This is a genomic window from Halorhodospira halochloris (assembly GCF_002356555.2).
Classification (GTDB): domain Bacteria; phylum Pseudomonadota; class Gammaproteobacteria; order Nitrococcales; family Halorhodospiraceae; genus Halorhodospira; species Halorhodospira halochloris.
This window is the reverse complement of sequence record NZ_AP017372.2, coordinates 813,838-831,736: the sequence shown is the minus strand read 5'-3', so window position 1 is coordinate 831,736 and position 17,899 is coordinate 813,838. Positions and strand designations below refer to the sequence as shown.

17 protein-coding genes are annotated in these 17,899 nt (G+C 56.3%); 6 read left to right on the top strand and 11 right to left on the bottom strand.

What is annotated here, in order from left to right:
* Positions 1-403: 403 nt before the first annotated feature.
* Both HH1059_RS03970 and surE read right to left on the bottom strand, forming a co-directional pair.
* Positions 404-1,075, bottom strand: a complete 672-nt coding sequence (locus HH1059_RS03970; RefSeq protein WP_096410324.1) for a protein-L-isoaspartate(D-aspartate) O-methyltransferase — start codon at positions 1,073-1,075, stop codon at positions 404-406.
* Positions 1,072-1,827 (bottom strand): 5'/3'-nucleotidase SurE, encoded by a 756-nt coding sequence (surE, locus tag HH1059_RS03965; RefSeq protein WP_096408541.1) that lies wholly within the window; start codon positions 1,825-1,827, stop codon positions 1,072-1,074. Before surE ends, HH1059_RS03970 begins: the two co-directional genes overlap by 4 nt.
* Before the next feature lie 242 nt (positions 1,828-2,069).
* On the opposite strand from surE, the gene HH1059_RS03960 reads away from it, so the two are divergent.
* Positions 2,070-2,636: a Smr/MutS family protein gene (locus HH1059_RS03960; protein WP_096410323.1), complete on the top strand. Its 567-nt coding sequence runs from the start codon at positions 2,070-2,072 to the stop codon at positions 2,634-2,636.
* Positions 2,637-2,655: 19 nt separating this feature from the next.
* Here HH1059_RS03960 and truD read toward each other — a convergent pair whose 3' ends face one another.
* The 8 genes from truD to HH1059_RS03920 all read right to left on the bottom strand — a co-directional run bounded on the left by truD (position 2,656) and on the right by HH1059_RS03920 (position 9,503).
* Positions 2,656-3,666, bottom strand: coding sequence for a tRNA pseudouridine(13) synthase TruD (gene truD / locus HH1059_RS03955; protein WP_096408539.1), 1,011 nt, complete (start codon positions 3,664-3,666; stop codon positions 2,656-2,658).
* A complete protein-coding gene (gene ispF / locus HH1059_RS03950; protein ID WP_096408536.1) occupies positions 3,663-4,163 on the bottom strand; it encodes a 2-C-methyl-D-erythritol 2,4-cyclodiphosphate synthase in 501 nt (166 codons plus the stop codon). The genes truD and ispF overlap by 4 nt, the downstream gene beginning before the upstream one ends.
* On the bottom strand, positions 4,157-4,864 hold the full coding sequence (gene ispD / locus HH1059_RS03945; protein WP_275951806.1) for a 2-C-methyl-D-erythritol 4-phosphate cytidylyltransferase: 708 nt from the start codon (positions 4,862-4,864) through the stop codon (positions 4,157-4,159). The genes ispF and ispD overlap by 7 nt, the downstream gene beginning before the upstream one ends.
* A gap of 1 nt (position 4,865) precedes the next feature.
* Positions 4,866-5,141, bottom strand: coding sequence for a cell division protein FtsB (gene ftsB / locus HH1059_RS03940; RefSeq protein ID WP_096408534.1), 276 nt, complete (start codon positions 5,139-5,141; stop codon positions 4,866-4,868).
* 25 nt (positions 5,142-5,166) lie between these two features.
* Positions 5,167-6,450 (bottom strand): phosphopyruvate hydratase, encoded by a 1,284-nt coding sequence (eno, locus tag HH1059_RS03935; protein ID WP_096408531.1) that lies wholly within the window; start codon positions 6,448-6,450, stop codon positions 5,167-5,169.
* A 2-nt stretch (positions 6,451-6,452) separates the two neighbouring features.
* On the bottom strand, positions 6,453-7,292 hold the full coding sequence (gene kdsA / locus HH1059_RS03930; protein WP_096408528.1) for a 3-deoxy-8-phosphooctulonate synthase: 840 nt from the start codon (positions 7,290-7,292) through the stop codon (positions 6,453-6,455).
* Between the two features lie 85 nt (positions 7,293-7,377).
* Positions 7,378-9,006 (bottom strand): CTP synthase, encoded by a 1,629-nt coding sequence (locus HH1059_RS03925; RefSeq protein WP_179948775.1) that lies wholly within the window; start codon positions 9,004-9,006, stop codon positions 7,378-7,380.
* Positions 9,007-9,083: 77 nt separating this feature from the next.
* Positions 9,084-9,503 carry a hypothetical protein gene (locus tag HH1059_RS03920; RefSeq protein ID WP_096408526.1) on the bottom strand — a complete coding sequence of 140 codons (420 nt, stop codon included), beginning with the start codon at positions 9,501-9,503 and terminating at the stop codon, positions 9,084-9,086.
* A gap of 229 nt (positions 9,504-9,732) precedes the next feature.
* Here HH1059_RS03920 and HH1059_RS03915 point away from each other — a divergent pair, with 229 nt between their 5' ends.
* The 5 genes from HH1059_RS03915 to HH1059_RS03895 all read left to right on the top strand — a co-directional run bounded on the left by HH1059_RS03915 (position 9,733) and on the right by HH1059_RS03895 (position 15,575).
* Positions 9,733-11,712 (top strand): M1 family metallopeptidase, encoded by a 1,980-nt coding sequence (locus HH1059_RS03915; protein WP_162549348.1) that lies wholly within the window; start codon positions 9,733-9,735, stop codon positions 11,710-11,712.
* A complete protein-coding gene (locus tag HH1059_RS03910) occupies positions 11,705-12,091 on the top strand; it encodes a hypothetical protein (protein WP_096408521.1) in 387 nt (128 codons plus the stop codon). Before HH1059_RS03915 ends, HH1059_RS03910 begins: the two co-directional genes overlap by 8 nt.
* A 214-nt stretch (positions 12,092-12,305) precedes the next feature.
* The gene (locus HH1059_RS03905) at positions 12,306-13,262 is read left to right on the top strand and encodes an acetyl-CoA carboxylase carboxyltransferase subunit alpha (protein ID WP_096408518.1); all 957 of its coding nucleotides are present in this window, start codon (positions 12,306-12,308) and stop codon (positions 13,260-13,262) included.
* A gap of 11 nt (positions 13,263-13,273) precedes the next feature.
* Positions 13,274-14,695: a tRNA lysidine(34) synthetase TilS gene (gene tilS / locus HH1059_RS03900; protein ID WP_096408516.1), complete on the top strand. Its 1,422-nt coding sequence runs from the start codon at positions 13,274-13,276 to the stop codon at positions 14,693-14,695.
* A gap of 22 nt (positions 14,696-14,717) precedes the next feature.
* Positions 14,718-15,575, top strand: a complete 858-nt coding sequence (locus HH1059_RS03895) for a fumarylacetoacetate hydrolase family protein (protein ID WP_096408513.1) — start codon at positions 14,718-14,720, stop codon at positions 15,573-15,575.
* Between the two features lie 6 nt (positions 15,576-15,581).
* Here HH1059_RS03895 and HH1059_RS03890 read toward each other — a convergent pair whose 3' ends face one another.
* Positions 15,582-17,882, bottom strand: coding sequence for a hypothetical protein (locus HH1059_RS03890; protein ID WP_096408510.1), 2,301 nt, complete (start codon positions 17,880-17,882; stop codon positions 15,582-15,584).
* Positions 17,883-17,899: the final 17 nt, after the last annotated feature.

Genomic DNA, 17,899 nt, shown 5'->3' with positions numbered 1-17,899 from the left:
ACCAGCGCGAGATGTAGCCACGCCCCGACCGCTGTGCCATACCAACCTGCTGTGGAGGACGCCGTGCATCCATCCCTGGAGGCTTCATGGCGCCATCCCTGGCGCCAAGACCTCCACAGCAGGATTGGACATGGCACAGCGGGTCGAGGGGGACCCACAGCCACAGCGTCCTCCTCTATGGCTGACCTAACATGGCGCTAATGGATTTGGTTCAGGCGGTACCTTGCTCTCTAAGGTGTATCTCTAAAAACTCCCAGGGGCCATTTAGTTGCCCCGGTATGGAGGTCTTGGCGCCAAGGATGGCGCCATGAAGCCTCCAGGGATGGATTTACGGCGTCCTCCATACCGGGGCAACTAAATGGCCCCTGGGAGTTTGCGGAGGTTCTTTAAAGAGACAGCAAATCTACCCGCGCCCATGCACCATCGGCACAAAGGTCACCCCGGCAGCACGGTGTTGTTCTATCCCCTCGGCGGTCTTATCGATAACCAACAACTCCTGGTAACCAGCGCCGCCAATAGGTGCAACCATTCGCCCACCTACAGCTAACTGATCGAGTAACGGCTCAGGGATAGAATGGGGTGCGGCAGTTAAGATGATGCCGTCGTAGGGGGAGTATTCTGGCCAGCCCTGATAGCCATCGCCATGGCGTATATGCACATTGTACAGACGGGCCTGGCGTAAACGCTGGCGCGCCTGCGGAACCAGGGCTCCAATACGCTCTACGGTATAGACTTGCGGCACCAAATGGGCGAGTATCGCAGCTTGATAACCTGACCCAGTACCGATCTCAAGCACCCTTTCTGGCACTCCTGGCTCGAGCAGCAACTCGCTCATGCGCGCCACCACCCAGGGCTGCGATATGGTCTGGCCATGCCCTATCGGCAAAGGGGTGTTATCGTACGCCCTACTCTGCAACGCCTCATCGATGAAAAGATGGCGCGGCACCTCGCGTAGCGCATCAAGTACACGCGCATCATTGACCCCTTGCGCAGCAATAGCCTCAACCAAACGCTCACGGGTCCGCCGTGAGGTCATGCCAACACCCTCTGAACCACCCCGAGCGCGTCCGATCATACTTTTATCCCCGCTAGCCATCCGCTGACCTGCTCCAGGGCCGAGTAACGGGTGAGATCTACTTGTATCGGGGTTACCGATACATAGCCGTTACGCACAGCGTAAAAGTCTGTCCCGGGACCGGAATCCTGCTCTGAGCCGGGCGGTCCTATCCAGTATATCGGCCTACCGCGCGGATCATGCTCTTTGATAACCGCCTCGGCCCGGTGACGGGAGCCGAGACGAGTAGCGTGCAGTCCCTGAATCTCATCCCAGGGCAGGTCAGGCACATTGACATTGAGGATAGTATCAACCGGCAATGGATCATCCTGAATCTGCTCAAGTAACTTTAGCGCTACTCGCGCTGCAGAATCAAAATAGATAGGCCGCGGGCCTCCGGCAAGCGAGATCGCCACAGCCGGCAGGCCAAGATAACGGCCCTCCATGGCAGCGGCGACTGTGCCACTATAGAGCACATCATCGCCAAGGTTGGCCCCAGCGTTGATGCCCGAAAAGACCATATCCGGATCCTGCTCCAAGAACCCCGTCAGTGCTACGTGGACACAATCTGTCGGCGTTCCCTGTACCCGATAGCGATCTGCCTCAACCTGGCTGACCCGAATCGGATCCTCCAGGGTTAAAGAGTTACTGGCTCCACTGCGATCCCGTTCAGGGGCAATTACAGTAACCCGCGCCACGCTGCCAAGCCGAGCAGCAAGCGCAAGTATGCCCTCAGCCTGATAACCGTCATCATTGCTTATCAATATATACATAGCTCTGCTAGGCGCTTCTTGAAACAACCGCTGTGAGCCCCGCCACTCCTACTCTAGAGCCATCTCCAGCAACTCTTAACCGGATGCTTTCCAGCCGCCCCCCAGAGCACCATGACTCCCCGGCGGCAATTCTACGAAGCTCAACAAATTGTTAGAGGCGCCCTCTTGTCTCCTGTAAATTCTCGCTTGTTCGCTGCTAGTATACTGGTTGTTCCCGCGGTCATGCAGCGCAGATGTTAGCCATGGACGATTCGCAGCAAGCCGAAGACCCCGAGTTGCCAGATGACGACGAACAGATGGACCTGTTCCGGCAGGCAGTCGCTGACGCCCGCCCGCTCCATAGCGATCTAGCAGACACTCGGAAACGCCCTCCGGCCCCGCGCCCATTACAGCTAGAGGCCGACGAACAGCAAGTGATTGATGAGTTACTCAATTCACCTACCGATTGGGCCGGTATTGAGGTCGGCGACGAGATAAGCTATTGCCGCCCCGGAGTTCAACGGCGGGTAATGCAAAGGCTACGCCGCGGCCAGTTCAAGCCGAAGGCACACTTGGACCTGCACGGCAGCACTTTGAGAAATGCCAGCTCAGAACTGAAATCTTTCCTGAACTCCTGCAAACAACGCGACATCAGCTGCGTCAGGATCGTCCACGGTAAAGGCCGCGGCTCTCGCCACGGGGTGCCGGTACTCAAGGCCGCAGTAGATAGGTGGCTGCGTCAACGTGATGATATCCTGGCGTTCTCCTCGGCGCCCTCTTTTGATGGCGGCACAGGTGCAGTATATGTGCTGCTCAGAAAGCAGCCCTAGGGCCATTGCGCTTAGCTAGTCAGGTCCGGGTGCGGACAATTTCTCGGACCAAAATGCTAGCATAAGATCCGGCAGGCAACTGGAAAGATACCTCTAGCCTGTCTGGAGTTCGCCATTGCCACCTCAAATTGCGCGGCATTACCCTTAAGGCGCGACGTTGCGCCTTTAGCCCTTGGCGCTCCAGGGCCGCTATGAGCTCCGCTGCTGGCGCTAGCACTCGTTCCTCCAACTGCCCCACAACACCCTCAGGGGCATCTCTGTGCTGTCCTGGCAGGGGCCCGGTGGGATGCACCAACCCGTGCCGCGCCCGACTGGCAAGGTATTTATCCGCTTCAACGACAGCAAAATGGCTATGGCTAGCGTCAAGCATCGCCCGCTCACCAGACAACACCCTATCCCAGCTGCCCTCCCCGACCCGTTCGGCCAAGACCCTATTGAACAATTCAGCTCGTGCCGCAGAGAGCAGAGTACTGCGCATTGACCTGTTACGTACCCTCTTCTCGCCCAACAACCAAGCACAGGCCTGCTCAAAATTATCGCCATCGCGGCCAAAACGCTGCTCGCCAAAGTAGTTAGGCATACCATGGTGGGCCAAGGTCACCAGACGCTTGTCAATTTCACCGCGAGGGGCTTCCACACTGCGCAAAGTGATGACAAATTTGTTGGCTCGCAATGAGCCTATCCGTAATTTTCGATCATTACGAGTAGCAGCGATGACCTCCACCCCCTCGGCGATCTGGCCCGGCTCGACTGACCGCTTATCCCCCGGGGCATGAAGGCTAAACCATTGCGTAGTCTCGGCATGGCGATCCTTGCGGCCAGCGTAGGAGACAGCAGAACGCGCGAGGCCAAAATGCCTAGCCAGCAAGCCAGCAACCGCCTCTGTGGTCCAGCCACGCTTGCGCAGCTGCAGCAGGTGATGCTCGCCGTCGCCTGAGGGGGTGAACCCCAGGACCTCGGTGACGATGAAATCTTCCGGATAGGTGCGGGCTGTTGCCGTACCAGGCAGAGGAGGATACGCCGGTATCACCGCTGAGCCTTGATAGCTGGCTCCATCAGGATCACAGCCAGAGCGGCTATACCCTCACCGCGACCGGTAAAACCCAGCCTCTCACTGGTAGTTGCCTTGATATTGACCACCTCGGCAGGTAACTCCAGGGTTTTAGCAGTCCTCTGGCGCATCTCGCTAATGTAGCAGGCCAATTTTGGTGCTTGGGCGATAACAGTTGCATCAACATTGACCGGCTGCCAACCGGCTTCCCGCGCTGTCATCACGGTACTGGCTAGTAGCTCACTGCTATCGGCACCCTTCCAGCGCGGATCATCATCAGGAAAGTGATGCCCTATATCACCTAAGCCCACCGCACCCAAGAGGGCATCGGTAACCGCATGCAGCAGAACATCACCATCGGAGTGGGCCTCTAGAGAGCGCTCATAGGGGATCCATACCCCACCCAGGGTAAACCCCTCGCCAGCGGCGCTAAAGCTGTGGACATCAAATCCTTGACCAATTCGCATATCTATAATTCTTCCCCGTGGGAATCGCGCCGCGATTTAAGTATCGCTGCAGCGAGATCGAAATCCTCCGGTTGGGTTATCTTGAGGTTGGCAGGATCCCCAGGAACCAACAGAGGCTTACCTCCCAGGCGTTCAACTGCCTGCGCTTCATCAGTGACGCGTACACCAGCACTACGGGCATCACCAAGGCCCTCACGCAGCAAAACCACAGGGAACAGCTGCGGAGTCTGGGCCTGCCATAGGGAGTCTCGCGGTACAGTCGCCGCAACCTGCGACCCTTCACTGCGCTTGAGTGTATCTGCCACCGGTTTGGCTAACAGAGCGCCATGGTCATTACTGGTGCCCAAGCTGATCAGCCGGTCGAGCTCTTCTTCACTCAGACACGGCCTGACTGCATCATGCACCAGCGCCCAGTCATCATCTCCACCTAGCTCGACCACATGATCTAGGGCAGCCAGTACTGAATCCTGCCTTTCTGCTCCCCCGTCAACGCGCTTTACGGGCTTTGTAGTGGCGAAATCAAGCCTATCCCAATAAGGGTCGTGCGCAGCTACAGCAACCACCGCTCCCGCAACCCTGCTGTGGCCTAATAGCCGTTCGATAACCCACTCAATCACAGGCCTACCTAGCAGTTCTCGATACTGCTTAGGTTGACCGCCGCCCATACGCCGCCCCACACCGGCTGCCGGAATAACCGCCCACAATCTCAAGTCAATCTTCCTCGATCACCTGATAAAAAGTTTCATCCTCACGGATCATGCCAAGCTGGTAACGGGCGCGCTCCTCCAAGGCATCAAGACCCTCTTTCAGATCTTCTACCTCCGCGGCCAAGGCGTCGTTGCGTGCCTGAGCTCGCTCATTTGCCTGACGTTGCTCATCCAGGCTACTATGCAATTCGATTAGGGTTGGCACGCTCCCCGGACCGAACCATAGCTGAAATTGCAGCAATGCTAACAACAACGCCAGAGCGCCTATAACCCAGCGCAACACATCCTCCCCGCCGAAGCTAACTTTAGCCGCGCGGCTTTAACGCCTCACGACCAAGGTAGCAGGCATCGCACGCAAGCTCTTCCTCTATGCGCAGCAATTGATTGTACTTTGCCACCCTGTCGGAGCGGCTCAATGAACCGGTTTTAATCTGCGTAGCACGGGTAGCTACCGCCAGATCGGCAATAGTAACATCCTCGGTTTCGCCTGAACGGTGAGAAACAACAGAGGTATAGCCGGCGTTATCCGCAATGCGGATCGCTTCAAGGGTTTCGGTTACGGTGCCAATCTGATTGAGCTTGATGAGGATCGAATTGGCTATACCTAAATCTATCCCTTTCTGCAGAATCTTTGGATTAGTAACAAACAGATCGTCACCAACCAATTGAACCTTATTGCCGAGACGCTCAGTAAGCAACTTCCAACCGTCCCAGTCAGACTCATCCATGCCGTCCTCGATCGATACTATGGGGAATCTGTCGACTAAATCAGCCAGATAGTCGGCAAACCCAGCTGCATCGAAATCACGCTGCTCGGAGGCAAGGCGATAGACGCCGCTATCATAGATCTCAGAGCTTGCAACATCTAACGCCAACACCACATCATCGCCGGCGCGATACCCAGCTCGGTCGATCGCCTCCATTACCACTTCTAGCGCCGCCTGATTAGAATCGAGATTGGGGGCAAAGCCGCCTTCATCACCCACACTAGTAGCCAGGCCACGATCACCGAGAACCTTCTTCAAGGCATGGAAAATCTCTGCGCCACAGCGCAGGGCCTCACTGAAGCGCTCAAAGCCGAGCGGCATGATCATGAATTCTTGGATATCGACATTATTGTCGGCGTGCTCACCGCCGTTGAGGATGTTCATCATAGGGGCGGGTAATTTGGGCTCGACACCTTGCTCATGCAGATGGCGAAACAGTAAAATCCCGCGACTATTTGCAGCAGCTCGGGCAACTGCCATAGATGCTGCAAGGATGGCGTTAGCCCCCAAATTGCTCTTGTTAGGGGTGCCATCAAGCTCAATCATAAGCTGGTCAAGACCCTGCTGATCATTGGCGTCATGACCCCGTAACGCTTTGTTTATGCTGGTAGTTACATGATCAGCAGCACGGCCGACCCCCTTGCCGGCATAGCGCCCCTCACCATCACGCAGCTCCACCGCCTCACGGCTACCGGTCGAAGCACCAGAGGGAACCGCGGCACGGCCAAAACTGCCATCATCAAGATAGGCATCCGCTTCAACTGTCGGATTGCCGCGCGAATCAAGAATCTCGCGGCCGGTAATTTTTTCTATATTTGCCATGTTCAGTAGCTCTCCTGTTGTTCGATGAAGCCTTGTGCTTTCACTGTTTGGTCGAGTTCGACTAATGCTTGTAGTAGCTTCGCCATTCCCTCCAATGGCCAAGCATTGGGCCCATCGGAAAGCGCCTTATCGGGATCCGGATGAGTCTCCATAAACAGCCCAGCAACTCCTGCAGCTACCGCTGCGCGAGCTAGAACCGGGACAAACTCGCGCTGCCCACCCGAGGCATTGCCCTGCCCCCCCGGCAACTGCACAGAGTGAGTGGCATCAAAGACCACCGGTGCCTGACTAGCCCTCATCACAGCCAAGGAGCGCATGTCAGAGACGAGATTATTGTAACCGAAAGAGACGCCGCGCTCGCAGACCATAATCTGTTGATTGCCAGTCGCCCGCGCTTTTTCAACCACGTTGCTCATATCCCAAGGGGCTAGAAACTGGCCTTTCTTAATGTTTACCGGCAAACCACAAGAGGCGACTGATTGAATAAAGTTGGTCTGCCGGCAGAGAAAAGCAGGGGTTTGCAGTACATCTACCACGCTGGCCACTTCTGCCAAGGGTGTATCCTCGTGGACATCTGTAATTACCGCAACGCCGATCTCCTTGCGCACCCTCTCCAGTACCCTGAGTCCGGCCTCTATCCCCGGCCCCCGATAGCTGTTTAGTGAGGAACGATTTGCCTTATCGAACGAAGATTTATACACCAGCAGAATGCCCAGTTCATCAGCAATCTCGCGCAAAATGCCGGCGCTCTCCAGGGCCATCTCTTCAGACTCAACCACACATGGCCCGGCTATAAGAAAAAACGGGTAATTTAAGCCTACCCTACGGCCACAAAGTTCCATGTTTCTCACGCTCGCTCATGACGAAAATTGCTTGCGGTTCTACTAGGTAGCTTCTCAAGCGCCACCCCTGAGCGTAAAGCTATACCTAAGAGCCGTCTCGATGATTAACCGCCGCGCGGACAAAACTGGAGAAGAGCGGATGCCCATCGCGCGGTGTCGAAGTGAACTCAGGATGAAACTGGCAGCCGATGAACCAGGGGTGGTCGGGGATCTCAACGACCTCGGCTAGCCTCCCGTCCTGCGACCAACCTGAGAATGTCATGCCGGCTTGAGAGAGCTGATCTCGATAGTGGTTGTTGAACTCGTAGCGATGCCTATGCCGTTCGACGACCACATCTTTGCCATATATTTGGTTAATCAGAGTGTCGCCAGCCAATCTGCATGGCTGTCCCCCCAAGCGCATGGTACCACCACGATCGGCGTCCTCATCACGGACCTCGACATCACCCTCCTCAGTCATCCATTCGGTAATCAAACCAATAACGGGATGATGCGGGTGACGGATAAACTCTGTACTGTGAGCACCTTCCAAACGGGCCACATTGCGGGCAAATTCGACAACTGCGACCTGCATGCCCAAGCAAATACCCAAATAGGGCACGTTATTCTCGCGAGCATAGCGAGCCGCTAGTATCTTGCCTTCTATGCCCCGCTCACCAAATCCCCCTGGCACCAGGACCGCATCTGCGCCCTCAAGTGCTGCTTGACCCTCACGCTCCAAGCCGTCTGAATCGACATAGCGGATATTTATCCGCTGTCTAGTCTGCACCCCAGCGTGGCGCAGTGCCTCGTTTAACGACATGTACGCGTCGGTGAGATCAACATACTTGCCGACCATGGCTATATTGACCTCGCCCTCGGGGTTGGCCATGGTATCGACGACATGCTGCCAGTCGGCCAGGGAGGCTGGCGGAAGCGTAAGCCCCCAGCGCTCAGCGACGATGTGATCTAATCCCTGCTGGTGAAGCAACTCAGGTATGCGGTAGATGTTGTCGACATCCTGCGCCGTGATGACTGCGCGCGGCTCGACATTGGTAAACAGCGCAATCTTGCGCCGCTCCTCCTCGGGGATCGGCCGGTTGGCACGACAGACTAGGATATCCGGCTGGATGCCGATGGAGCGCAGCTCTTTGACTGAGTGTTGAGTGGGCTTAGTCTTCATCTCTCCGGCCGTGCCTATAAAGGGCACCAGAGTAAGATGTATAAACAGGCATCGCTCTCTACCTAGTTCACTGCCCATCTGACGAATAGCTTCGAGGAAAGGCAGTGACTCGATGTCGCCGACAGTGCCACCGATCTCGACCAGCGCCACATCGAAATCATCAGCACCTATCTGGATACTGTTCTTGATCTCATCAGTAACGTGGGGGATAACCTGAACCGTTCCACCCAGGTAGTCACCGCGACGCTCCTTACGGATAACGCTCTCGTAGATCCGCCCGGTCGTATAGTTGTTGTTACGGGTAACGGGAGTACGAACGAAACGCTCGTAATGACCTAAATCAAGATCAGTCTCAGCCCCATCATCAGTAACGAACACCTCGCCGTGCTGAAATGGGCTCATCGTCCCCGGATCGACATTGATATAGGGATCGAGCTTGATAAGCGTTACCGAGAGCCCTCGCGATTGCAGCACGGCCGCCAAAGACGCAGCCGAGATGCCTTTGCCAAGAGAGGAAACTACGCCGCCTGTAATGAAAATATAACGCGTCATGGGAAGTGGGAGGTCCATATCAGGAAGACATGAACCTTAACAAATGGATTACAGGGCGGCAACTTGCCGACAGCAATTCAGCCGGTTGACAGGCCTGACCAGCTCATAATGATATGCTCCAGAGCCTCCCGATCTTGCTGGCTCAGCCTTCTGATGGCCAGCAGCAGATTGATCTCGCTCTCCTTGAGTTCTATTATGTCATCCTCTTTGTAGGCTGAACCGCGCTGCTCACTTATGGCGTAGCTAGGCCTCTTATCCCCCTCGCCATATTCCAACCAAGTACGCCGCACCGCCAAGATTGAAGCTAATCTGGGCATTTTGTCACGGGTTGGCATAGCGGTACCATCAAGCCATTTCTGCACCGTCTGCCCTGTAACTCCAAACAACTCACCGAGAGCCTTCTGCTCGCGTCCAGTATAGCCGAAATCATTAATTGCCTGGCGTAGACGCTTGGCAAAGGTTTGGCGGAATTTTTCTGAATCGCTTTGCTGTGCCATATCATAGCAAGGCTAAACGCCTTGCTAATAACTTTCTGCTACTCTTACAGCAACCATTGGTTACCGAGTTTCTCTTGCCTAACCAGGCCAATCTAGGGAGACTTAACGGGGCAACTGCAAAACCCGGTTGGGAACCAAAATGGATAAGGACACTGCCAAAATCTGCTCTCCCAGAGTCATGTGGACTCCGCTTGCAGCGCCGTTGTGGCTGTCGTGGCGGCCGGTAGAGATGATAAGAATTCTAGCCCTAACCATTGCGCTGTTGGGAGTGTGGGGTTGCAGCCCCCAGAACAGTGACAGCACCCCCCCACAAGCGAGTATAGAGGTATCGATTGACCTAGAGCGGAACGAACTCAGCGGCACGATGAGGCTCGAGCTGGAAGACGGCAAGCCGGTAACCCTGGCTCTAGGGCCAGGCTTTACTATCACTAGCACAAAGGCTGAAAATGCCCAAGCAGAAAGGCTTGGTGCGCGAGGCATAACGATAGAGCCGCAGCAGGGAGCTTATGCCAAGATCTCTTGGAGTGGGGCCCCTATGGCCAGCGCAGCCAATTTGCCCGCCCATATCCGGCAAGATAGCGTACTGTTGACGCCTGCCAGTGGCTGGTACCCGCGGATTAGCCCGCAACCCTTTGGTTATGAGCTTACCGTCACTCTCCCCGAGCAACTTCAGGTTGTTGCCGAAGGCGACCGGGGCGAGGAGAGCCGCAGTAATGGCATGCGCCGGGTGACATTCAATCACAGTGAACCGGCAGCCGGTATAACCGTGGTTGGTGGAGATTGGCAAAAGGAATCACGCCAGACTCAGCACGGCCGTGTCTATACATTCTTTCCTGAGCATCTAGGGCAGCTTAGCGAGCGCTATCTCGAATATACCGGCGAATATTTCGACACCTACAGCGAATGGATAGGGCCTGCTGCTCACAGCAGCTATTCGGTAGTAGCTGCCCCTCTGCCGGTAGGCCTAGCCTTTGCGGGGTTTACTTACATAGGTGAGGAGGTATTGCAGCTGCCATTCATCCCCACTACCTCTTTGGCCCATGAGGTTGTCCATAACTGGTGGGGACGGGGCGTCTATACCGACCACAGTGATGGCAACTGGAGTGAAGCCCTAACCCAGTATATGGGCGACTATTACCAAGCCCAGCAGCGCAGCAAGGCAGAGGCGAAACGCATGCGTGGCGATTGGCTCCGCGATCAGGCCGCTTTGCCAGAGGACATGAATTACCCGTTGGTAAACTTTCGCCACAAGCAATCGAGAATAGATGACATCGTTGGCTATCAACGCGGCGCCTTTCTCTTCCACACCCTGAAAAGACAATTCGGTGACGAGGTATTTACCGAGGCAGTTCGCGATTTTTATCAAACGCACCGCCATCAGTGGGCCGGCTGGCACGATCTGCGCCACACATTTGCCGAGACAGCTAGGCGCAGCGGCAAAGATGCAGAACAGGTCAATGATCTTTTCTTTTGGTTTCTAACTACCGAGCAGACCCCAGAGCTAAGACTCACAAGCGCCACTGCCCACAGCCTTGATCAAGGCTACGCAGTAGAGCTCGAACTCCACTGGCCGGAGCATGCTTACCCTAGCTTAGTACCAATAGTTATCCATGGCGCGGAGGCCCGCCACCAGCACGAAATAGCTCTTCAGCCGGGACAAACAAAGAGCGCCACTATTAACCTGGAGGAGCGACCTGAAAAGCTTGAGATAGATCCAGACCACCACGCCTACCGCCAACTTGCTCGGGGTGAACGGGTAAACACCTTGCGCGAGATACAACTTGCTGAACAAGTATCGCTTGTTAAAGCCAGCGAAGGATCGGCCGAGGGGTTGCCCAGCGTAGCCAGACAGGTGTTCAAAGGCGAAGTCGACGTGCGCGAACTTAACGAGGCCGAAGGGAGAGCAAAATTGATAGTGGGTAGCGAGGCAGATATCGAGCAAGCCTTAGAGGACGCCCAAGCCTGCATCTTCCGTCGCTCGCCACCGGTTGCTGGAGAGACTGTAGCATGGAGCACCACCGGCGGCTACGGCGAACCGATTCTGGCACTAAGCGCAGATTCTGCGCAGTCAGCCCAAGCAGTTCTGCAAAGGCTGGAACGCTTCGGTCGGCACAGCTATGTCGGATTCAATGGACGCCCTGAAACCGGCCTTTATGAGCAGGCCGAGCAGCACGCATTACGCCTCAAGCTGGAATTGACCGATGACTAGCGACAGTGATTACGAGCTATACCGACCGGTAATAGAGTCGCTGCGAGCAATGGCCGCAGCGTTCGCTGAGCCCCTCTTCGCCCCCGCTGATGCCGAGGCTGACGGGGTTGCTTTACGCCCTCCGCAACCAGGCGAATACAACTGGACAATGGCTCTAACCACGACCGACGGCTGTCCAATCGAGATAGAGATCGACCCTCAGTCTCTGCTTAATACCCAAGCTCACACAGCCGCTCCAAGTGCCGCGCAAGCACTCTATGAGACAATAGTGCAAGAGACTGGTGCTCACCGCAGCGAACGCCAGACGCTAATCGTGAAAACCCGCAAAGATCCAGGTCCAACAGAAATCTTCGCGGCTTACCGGCGCCGCCTTGGGTAATTAGCTGCTATAAAACTCCCCGGAGCCCATTGGATGCCCCGGTGGTTAAGATCATGGCGCCAGGGATGACGCCATGAAGCCTCCGGGGATTGATTCACTGCCTCTTCCAAACCGGGGCAACCAATTGGCCGATTAGCAAACGGCAGCTTCGAAACGCTTCCTGCGGGTGCTATCATTGGGCGGTAAGGATATCAATGCTGCCTGTGGAGTGCTGATGAGCAAGAATTTTCTCGATTTTGAGCAGCCTATAGCGGAGCTTGAAGCCAAGATTGAAGAGCTGCGCAATGTCGGCCAGGATAGCGAGATAAATATCAACGAGGAAATCCAGCGCTTGGAAGAGAAGAGCCAGGCCCTTACCGAGAAGATATTTTCATCTCTGAGCGCATGGCAAATAGTTCAGCTTGCGCGCCATCCTGAGCGCCCGCATTTTTTCGATTATGTCGAGCACCTGTTTACCGACTTCCAAGAGCTGCATGGCGACCGCGCTTTTGCTGATGATGGAGCCATCGCCGGCGGGCTTGGCCGCTTTGAGGGGCGACCGGTCATGGTCATCGGCCAACAAAAGGGACGCGACACGCGTGAAAAGGTAGCGCGCAATTTTGGCATGCCGCGCCCTGAGGGATACCGCAAGGCTCTCCGGCTGATGCACATGGCTGAGAGGTTCAGCCTACCTATTATCACTTTCATCGATACACCCGGGGCCTACCCTGGGGTGGGCGCTGAGGAGCGCGGCCAGAGTGAAGCAATAGCCCGCAACCTAGCAGAGATGGCCCAATTGCGGGTGCCGATAATCTGCATAGTAACCGGAGAAGGCGGTTCTGGTGGAGCATTGGCTATAAGTGTTGGCAACCGGCTGCTCATGCTGCGCTATTCGGTCTACTCGGTAATCTCTCCCGAGGGTTGCGCCTCTATCCTGTGGAAGAGTTCCGAGCGCGCATCGGAGGCGGCCGAGGCGATGCAGATGGTGGCCGACCGGCTCCATGACTTAGGCATTATCGACAGGGTCATTCCTGAGCCACTAGGCGGAGCTCACCGTGATTATGAATCCATGGCCAACACCATGCGGGAGATACTGCGCGAGGAACTGGAGCGGCTATTGACTATGACCCCTGAGCAGCTCGTAACCGACCGCCATCAGCGCCTAGCGCAGATAGGCCAACCCAAGGAGTAGGCGGAGCGGACGTGCTTGAACCAGCTCGACTAGCCGCACAGCTAAATCGATTAGCACCACACGCTACAGGCTTGCGAGTAGGGTTCAGTGGCGGGCGCGACTCCACTGCCTTGCTGCACTGTTTAGCCCGCCAGCGGCGCCAGCTTAGCGCTGAGCTTAGCGCCATCCATGTTGATCATGGCTTGCACGCAGAATCGGCAAATTGGGCCCAACACTGCCAAAGGTTCTGCAGCGATCTTGGAATACCCTTGGTTGTCTCCGCGGTGCAGGTAGATCAGAACAGTCATGATGGCCTTGAGGCAGCCGCCCGACGAGCACGTTACGCTGCATACACCGAAGCCCTTGAGCCGGGCAACTGCTTGATCCTAGCCCACCATGCCGACGATCAAGCTGAGACATTTCTGCTCCGCGCCTTACGCGGTGGCGGCCTCAACACGCTAAGCGCCATCCCCCCCCACCGACCTTTGGCAAAATCAACTATCGCCCGACCATTACTAGGGGTAAGGGCTGAAGACATTGATGAGTATGTCCATAGCAACCACCTGCCCTGGATCGACGACCCAGCCAACTCCGAGTCATCCTTCGACCGGGTTTATATACGCCAGAGCGTAATACCGCAACTCAAGCGACGCTGGCCAGATGCCGCTAAGCGGCTCAACTCCAGTGCAGCCTCGATTAACCGTGACCGTCAGCTACTTAACCATTACCTCGACGCTGACCTACGTTATGTCCGTGCCCCCCGCGGATACCCAAGTGTCTGCCGCTTAGCCGAACTCAACGAACAGCGCCGACTAGCAATAGTCAGGCGCTGGCTAGAGTGTTCCGGCGTCCGTCCACCCCCGCGCGAGCATCTGATTAGCGGCTTGCATAGCTTGATTTATGCTGCAGCTGACGCCAACCCAGTGCTGACCTGGGCCGATGCGGTGGTGCGCCGCTTCCGTGACCACCTATACCTCTGCCTTGATCCTCGCAGCAACGAGCACCATAACGTCTTATCCGGTGACGCCAGGCCTTCTCCCCACCCTGGCCAATCGATGCAAGCGGGGCAGTCCGGGGCACTTAGCAACAGATGGCAGTGGCAGCCTCAAGAACCACTGGAACTGCCAGGCGGCACCCTTGAGGCTCGACTCTCCCCTGCTCGCGGCCTTGACCCCAGATACCTGCGCAGCAACCTCGAAGTACGCTGGCCACCAAACAGCGCAGCCCATCTGCCTGCCCAGCTGGCAGATGAAGACAGCAAAAGAGACACTAGAAGACGCAAACGCCTCTACCAGAGCCTCGCCGTACCGCCCTGGGAGCGCAGCTCTAAGCCACTGATTTATATTGATGGCAAGCCGGTTGCCGTGGCAGGTTTTGGCTGCGATAACAGGTACAGTTCACGGCCGGGAGTAAGGATCCTGTGGTTTCCAGATAAGGGTGCCGCAAACAAGTAGGTTTTTTTGCCAGGTGGAATCCATGCGTATTACTACAGTCAGCTACCGAAACAAGCACCACATTGCAATTCAAGAGAGTGACAGCTGCTGGGCTGTCTCGCCGCAACCGGCCAATCTGGGCGACGCCCTCGCTACAGGAGAGGTTGAAACACTTCTCGAGCAATCAGATAGTTGGTCCAGAGCGGGGCTGGATGAATTGGCATTTCTGGCCCCAATACCTTACCCGCGCCGCAACATCATCTGCCTTGGCATGAACTATGCCGAACACGCTGAGGAGTCGCTACGGGCAAAGGGCAGAGAGCTGGAACTGCCTGAGTATCCAGTGCTATTTACTAAGGCAACTACCGCTGTTATCGGTCCATACAGCGATATCGTATTGGACGAGCAAGTGACCCAACAGCTTGACTGGGAGGTCGAACTTGCTCTGATCATAGGCAAGGGTGGCAGATATATTGCTAAAGAACGCGCCTTTGACCACATATTTGGCTATACAGTAGTCAATGACCTATCAGCGCGCGATCTTCAGTTCCGTCACAAGCAGTTCTTCCTTGGCAAGTCGATGGACGGCAGCTGCCCCATGGGACCCTGGATCACAACAGCTGACCAGTTACATGACCCTCACAACCTAACCGTCCGCAGTTACGTCAATGATCAATTAAAGCAGGACGGCAACACCCGAGATATGGTCTTTCGCATACCAGAGATAATTGCCACCCTAGCCAATGTCATGACTCTGCAAGCAGGGGATATAATAGCCACCGGAACCCCCTCCGGAGTCGGCTTCGCACGCCAGCCACCTGAATACCTGCAACCCGGAGATATAACTAGGTGCTATATAGAGGGCCTTGGCGAAATAGCCAACCGCATAGTAAGCGCTTAACTCAGGCTACATCACAGCCATCTGTATCTTGCCGAGCATGGTATCCGCTTTCTCACGCTCTTCGGCAGCCTCTCTGGTGCCCAGCTCTTCCTCCAGCTGGGTGAAGACATCGGCGAGCGCCTGAAAGTAAGGCAATGCCTCTTCAGGGCCGTTCGCCGTCAGAACTGCCATACCGGCCCGCTCATTAGCCAAACCATAGGCCCGGCGCGCCGCGATATCTTGAGGCTGGCGCTCCGCGACCTCACGACGCAACTCCAGGGCTTGCATATAACGCGGCAGCGCTGCCTGGGCCCCATCAACCTCTTCTATGACACTGCCGAAGCGCTCCAGGGCCAACGCCCAGTCCTTTTTAGCTTCGGTAGTACCCTGTTCGGCGGCCAGCTCCTCGCGCAACTCGAGAGCCTTTTGATAGTAGCTCATGGCCGCTTGGGGGGCCTCCGATGAGTGCAAGGCATAGCCCACCCGGCTCAGTGCCACGCTGTAATCGCGATAGGCACGGACGCTGTTTTGTTCTGCAGCGAGGGTCTCAGCGATTTCACACCAGTGCTGATAGTAAGGTAGGGCCTCATCCGGGCCTTCTTCCTCAAGCAAAGCATCACCGAGACGCTCTAATGTTACCCCCCATTCCCGACACGTCTCGGCCTCTTCGGTTGTCCTAGCCGCCTCCTCAAGCAACTCGATAGCTCGCCGATAGGCTGGTATAGCCGCACCAGGGCCAGAATGCTCGTAGAGCTGATCGCCCCGGCGGGCATGCTCTAACCCCCTATCAACGAGCGGTTGACCCGGGTCTTCTGCGGCATCAAAGGCCTCCACTCGGTGCCGACCGCCGGTAGCCGAACCGCTACTATAAGCCCCGCTATCTGCATGGCTGCCCACTTGGGCATGTGCAGGAGCTGCACCGCTCTCACCAGTATGCCTTTTATGCTGAGCAAGATAGCCTTCTTCTGGGCTGGTTTGCCCATAAGATAGTGCCGGGCGGGGGGCATATCCGGTAGTGGTATGCTCGAACATGCCTTGATGCATCTGCGCAAAGTGGGCCGCTGCCTCGCGCGCTAGCTGTTGCGCCAGATTCTGGGGTATCTGCGCTGGCAAAGTGGTACTACTACCACATAACTCCTCGCGCAGACTAAGGGCCCGTCTAAAGTGAGGCAGGGCTGACTCGGTGCCTGCTACTCGCTCAACATTCACGGCCAGCCTATCCAGGGCCTGCGCCCAACTCAGGCGGGCGTCCTTGGCATCCTGCTGCCCGGTATCATGCTGCTCATTAGCCAGCTCTTCGCATAGCTCTGCTGCCTGGCGATAATAGGTCAAGGCGCGCTCGGGCGAATCGCTTATCTCAATAGCCCGCGCCAGCCGTTGTAAAGCAGTACTCCAGTCCTGCCGCGCCTGTATGCCGCCGTGCTCGGCAACCAATGCTTCGGCGACCTCATGCCACTGCTCATAGTAGGTCAGAGCTGCTCCCGGCCCCTCGGTAGCAAATACCGCATCGCCGAGCCTCTCCAGGGCTATCCCCCACTCACGCCGAGTCGCTTTATCATCACTGTCGCGGGCAGCCATCTCCAGCAGCTCAATAGCCTCAGTGTAAGCAGGTAGAGCCGCCTCTGCACCACGCCGCCGGCGTACTTCATCCCCCTTACGGAGCCATTTCCGGCCACGCTTTAATCTATCCTTATCAGCATTGCCGGCCTTTTTTGGTGCCCCCTGCTGAGGTTCATCAGTTTGGGTGGATGACTGAGCAAGCGCGGCTGGTTGAGCAGTGGCGGATTGCTGTTGTGCAGCTGCCCCATTATCAGACTTCTGGCTCTCTGGCTGACCCACGGGATTGGCTGAGCCCTGCTCTTTGAGAACCTCCGCTGATGCCGAGTCATTCTTGGGCGTGGGCCCTTTTTTGGCGGACCCATCCCTCGTCGTTGCCTGGCCCTTTGTAGCTTTCCGGCCTTTTGCAGGAGCCCGACTATTTGCTGCTGGTGTCTTTGTGGGTGTCTGGCCCTCTCTAGGACCCTCTTTAGGGCCATCTTTGGTTACCTTCTCTGGTGCCTGGCCATCTTTAGTTACTTGCCCGCCATTTGGTACCCGAGCCTCATTAGGTGGCGGTATCTGGTCCGTATGTTGCCCCTGTTTATCCTGCTTCTCCGGTTGCCCACTATCCAGCTCCCCGGAGCCTACCGCCTGCTGGTACCAGCGCTGGATGGTCTTCGCAGATGGCGTATATTTTTGGGCCAAATCACTCGGACTATGGCCTGCGCGAACCATCTCAACCAACTTCTCCTTAAATTGCGCAGAGTACTTCTGTGCCGTTTGCGCCATAGGTACCAGCTCCTTAG